Genomic DNA, 4,660 nt, shown 5'->3' with positions numbered 1-4,660 from the left:
GACAGCAAGGAATAGCAGCAATGATTGAAGCACAAGCTGGGAGCTACTTTGCTTACTGGGGAAAAGCCAAGAAAGACCCTGACCAAGCCGGGCCGGATTATCATTTGCTGGCTTATCATAGTTTGGATGTGGCGGCGGTGGCCGCATATTGGTGGGATCATAGTCTTGCTTTAAGACATCTGTTTTGCAATAACCAAAAGCTGGAAGAGCACAAAGTAAGAGCTTGGCTGCTGTTTTTTATTGCCCTCCATGATCTTGGAAAATTTGATATCCGTTTTCAGTGCAAAGTTCCGCAAGTATGGCTTGCGTTAAATCCAGCAGATCAGCAAGCCAGACTGCCAACCGTTTTTGATTGTAAAGAATATGACCATGGTTTAGCCGGGCTTTACTGGTTTGATACTGACTATCAGGCTGATGCAGCTGATGACCCTTTTGCGCTTGGAGCTACTCATCCGTTTGAATCCTGGCAGCCCTGGATGGAAGCGGTGTGTGGTCATCATGGTACTGTTATGCATACCGATAAACTGGACGCACATCGGTATCGCTTGCCTGTTGAATTGCATTCTTTTACTAAACGGGATAGCACTGCCCGAAGTGCCTGGGTGGCTACACTGGAAACACTGTTTCTTCAACCTGCAGGCTTAACGGTGCAACATTCACCACCTGATTGCTCAGTATTATTAGCAGGTTTTTGTTCGATAGCTGATTGGTTAGGTTCATGGTTAAGTGATGACACTTTTCTTTTTCAGTCGACAGCCGCAATCAATGAAACTGGTCTTATGCATTATTTTGAGCGGCGCTATCATAACGATGCAGCAAAGGTCATTAAACGCAGCGGCTTAACGGGGCAAGTAAAACCCAACGCTAATGTACAAGCGCTGCTGGATAGCGGCTACCAGCCCCGCCAACTACAAGTATTGGTACAGTCTTTACCATTAACAGCCGGTTTAACCATTATTGAGGCACCTACTGGCTCTGGTAAAACAGAAACGGCACTAGCTTATGCCTGGAAGTTAGTAGAGCAGAATTTAGCGGATAGCATTATTTTTGCTTTACCCACTCAGGCGACAGCGAATGCGATGCTTCAGCGTATTGAAACCTTGGCACCTAAACTTTTTGATAACCCCAATCTGGTGCTGGCACATGCAAACTCACGTTTTAACAGTGCCTTTGCAGGAATTAAAGAGCGTGGGGGGAATGGGCAAGGGGAGAACGCCTTAAGCCAGTGTGTTAAATGGCTTAGTCAGAGTAAAAAACGGGTATTTCTTGGTCAGATTGGCGTGTGCACCATTGATCAGGTATTGGTTTCAGTATTACCGTTACGTCACCGTTTTGTCCGCGGTTTTGGTGCCGGACGTAGTGTGCTTATTGTTGATGAGGTGCATGCCTATGATCGGTATATGTATGGTTTGCTGGAGGCTGTGTTGCAAGATCAGGCAAAAGCAGGTAGCCCGGCTATTTTGCTGTCAGCAACGTTACCGATGCAGCAAAAAGAGCAATTGCTACGCAGTTATGCGCCTAGCCACAGCGCTATTTCAAACAAGCTGGCGAAGGATGCACCTTACCCACAGGTTTCCTGGATATCAGGCCAACATTTTAGCCAGTTTGATCTAACGCCTTATCCGGATCAGCAGCCTTCGCAGTTTCAGCTTTATCTGGAACCTCGTTACAGCAAAGACGCTGCACCTGATGAAGATTTGCTTGGGCAACTGATATCTGCGGCTAGGCAGGGCGCCCAGGTCTGCTTGATCTGCAATATCGTGGATGTTGCCCAACAGGCTTATCAGAGGTTGAAACATCTGTCTCCGGAAACTGATATACAGCTATTTCATGCCCGTTTTTCGTTGTTGGACCGCCAGGTAAAGGAAAATCTGGCATTAGCCTGTTTTGGTAAAGAAGGCGAACGTAGCCGTGGGCGAGTTCTGGTGGCAACCCAGGTAGTTGAACAATCACTTGATGTTGATTTTGATTGGGTAGTTACACAGATTTGCCCGGTTGATCTGTTGTTTCAGCGTTTAGGACGATTACATCGCCATCAAAGAGCTTACCGCCCGGCAGGGTTTACCAAGCCCAAAGCAACGGTTTTACTGCCTGACGCCGAAGGCTACGGCATTATTGGCAAAATTTATAGCCACACCCGTGTAATGTGGCGCACACAACAAGCTATTGAAACACTTGGCGAACAACCACTGGTATTTCCTGACGCTTACAGAAACTGGATAGAGCCGATTTACAGTGATGAGGTGACAACGCTGGAGCCCGATTGGGTGAGTAGCGGCATGGAATTATTTGAAAACGAAGATTTCACCAAAAAAATCAAAGCGCGGCAGATGCGACAATGGGCAGAAAATATCAGCCTGTACGATAGTGAAATCAATGAGTGTGCGGTTACCCGTGATGGTGCTATGAGCATTCCGCTGGTGCCTTTTGTGCAAACACAAGCAGGTAGGCAATTGCTGGATGGCCGGATTTACGAGCAACTTGATGCATATAAGCAACAGGAGGCGTTGGCATTAAATCAGGTAAATGTACCGGATAGCTGGAAAAGAAAAATTAAAGTTTTGCCCGATGAGTATGGCCGTTTTTGGTTATCTGGCCAGTATCAGCAAGAGAAGCTTTGCATGCAAACAGGCAAACATTATTTGTACTATACCAAGGAGAAAGGCATGGAGATACGAAATGAACCTGCTAACTGATCATTGGATACCCGTTCGACCGTTAAATGGCGGTACCCCACAAGCTATCACTCTGGAGCAACTGTTATGTAGCCATGACCAATGGTTGCTTAGCCTGCCACGTGACGATATGGAACTTGCAGCGATGCAGTTGCTGATCTGTTTGGTACAGATTTGCTGGATACCAGATGATGAACAGGCTTTACATAGTTACATTACTAAACCGCTTACTACAGATGCTTTCAGGCAGGGTATAGCAAAGTGGCGTGATTCCTTTTGTTTGGATCATCCCGAACAAGCGTTTATGCAGGTTAAAGGTGTTGATGCCAAAGAGCCTACAGGGATGGATAAGCTATTGGCGGGATTAACAGGTGCCACCAACTGCACTTTTATCAATGAACCCGGGCAAGGTCAGGCGCTATGTGGTGGTTGTACGGCGATAGCATTATTTAACCAGGCAAACAATGCCCCCAGTTTTGGTGGCGGATTTAAAAGTGGCATGCGTGGCGGCTCGCCGGTAACGACGTTGATCCAGGCTGTTGATGCGCGTTTTACTGATTTACGCACCACTATCTGGTTGAATGTGTTAACGCAGTCAAGTCTTGAACAACTGATGAGCAACGATCTGCAATTGTCGCAAGCACCAACCTGGCAGCAACCTATAGTGGCTAACTCTGCTATCGCGGCTGCAAATATCGGTCTGGTGCGGGGGCTATTTTGGCAGCCTGATCACATTGAGCTATGTGATCCTATTGGCGAAGGCCAATGCAGTGGCTGTGGTTTGCGTGCCAATAAACGCTATACCGGTTTTTTTAAAGCGAAGTTTAATTTTACTGTTAATGGTACCTGGCCTCATCCGCATTCGCCGCGCTTGTTTCAAGTAAAAAAAGGCGAAACGCTGGAGAAATTTCTCGCTTTTACCACCTCAGCGCCATCATGGACGCAGCTCAGCCGGGTACTAGTGAAGTTGCAGCCGGAAAAAGGCGATGCCCAGCAACCCGCAGCTGTGGTTGCGCAATGTGCTAAGGTTTTCCGCCACGCAAAAACACAGCTAATTGTAGGTGGATATCGGAACAATCAGGCGTCTATTTTAGAGCGTCGCCACGATGTTATGGCAATAAATCAAGGCTGGCAGAATTATCCTGAGGCTATCGAAGCTGTAGTTCAAATTGGCCTTCAATATAAAACGGCATTAAGAAAGGCGCTTTACACTTTTGTTGAGGGCATTAAAACGTCTGAATTAAAAGGTGCTGGTGTCGCGGTGCATGAAGTGGCTGAGCGACAGTATTTCCGTCAAAGTGAATTACTGATCCCTGACTTACTGGCAACGCTTAACTTTGTTGAACCAGTACCGCAATTGGATGCACTACGTAGGCAATTGCAGCAGTTATGCACTGCACTGTTTGACGAAGTTACAACGCCTTATCAGCATCATCCTAAACTTGTGCGGGCTCTTGCAGTGGCAAGGCGGAGCTTGCACAAACATCTTTCTGAATTAAAACAACCGCAAGGAGGCCAAGATGCCGCTTGATGCATTAGCGCTCTACCACGTCTGGAATGCACTGGATAACGCCGCCAGTGCTCAGTTAAGGCGTGTTTCAGAGCCTGAGGAACTAAAAGACATACCGGCTTTTTACCGCTTAGTACAACCTTTTGGTTGGCCGCAAAACCAGCACGCGTTGTTGCGAATGGTGTTTTGTTTAAGTGCCGGTAAAAACGTTATTCACCATACGGAAAAATCGGATAAGCACCCAAATGGCATTAGCCTGGGCAAAGCATTAGCCGAGAGCGGCAAAATTAACGAGCGACGTGTTTATCAATTACTGCGAGCGGAATGGCCGAATGACATGGTGCAGCTACGCCGATTGTTAGCGCATGCCGAGCCTAAAGTGTACTGGCCGTTATTAGCGGAGCAATTGACCTGGTGGAACCAGCGGGACCGCCGACAATTATTAGAAGATTTTGTACTTGCCTTACCATCAAAG

General features: G+C 47.2%; 3 protein-coding genes. All 3 read left to right on the top strand.

All coding sequences use genetic code 11. The annotated features are described in order from the left end of the window. Positions 1-2,696, top strand: a 2,696-nt coding sequence (cas3, locus tag ABY802_RS15870; protein WP_372628101.1) for a CRISPR-associated helicase/endonuclease Cas3, incomplete at its 5' end; no start/stop codon positions are given. After that, a complete protein-coding gene (casA, locus tag ABY802_RS15865; RefSeq protein ID WP_372628100.1) occupies positions 2,680-4,206 on the top strand; it encodes a type I-E CRISPR-associated protein Cse1/CasA in 1,527 nt (508 codons plus the stop codon). The genes cas3 and casA, both read left to right, overlap by 17 nt. Continuing rightward, the coding region (gene casB / locus ABY802_RS15860) for a type I-E CRISPR-associated protein Cse2/CasB (RefSeq protein WP_372628099.1) at positions 4,196-4,660 on the top strand (465 nt) is incomplete at its 3' end. The genes casA and casB, both read left to right, overlap by 11 nt.

The organism is Arsukibacterium sp., from assembly GCF_041616895.1.
Lineage (GTDB): Bacteria > Pseudomonadota > Gammaproteobacteria > Enterobacterales > Alteromonadaceae > Alishewanella.
This window is presented reverse-complemented; position numbering and strand designations above follow the sequence as displayed.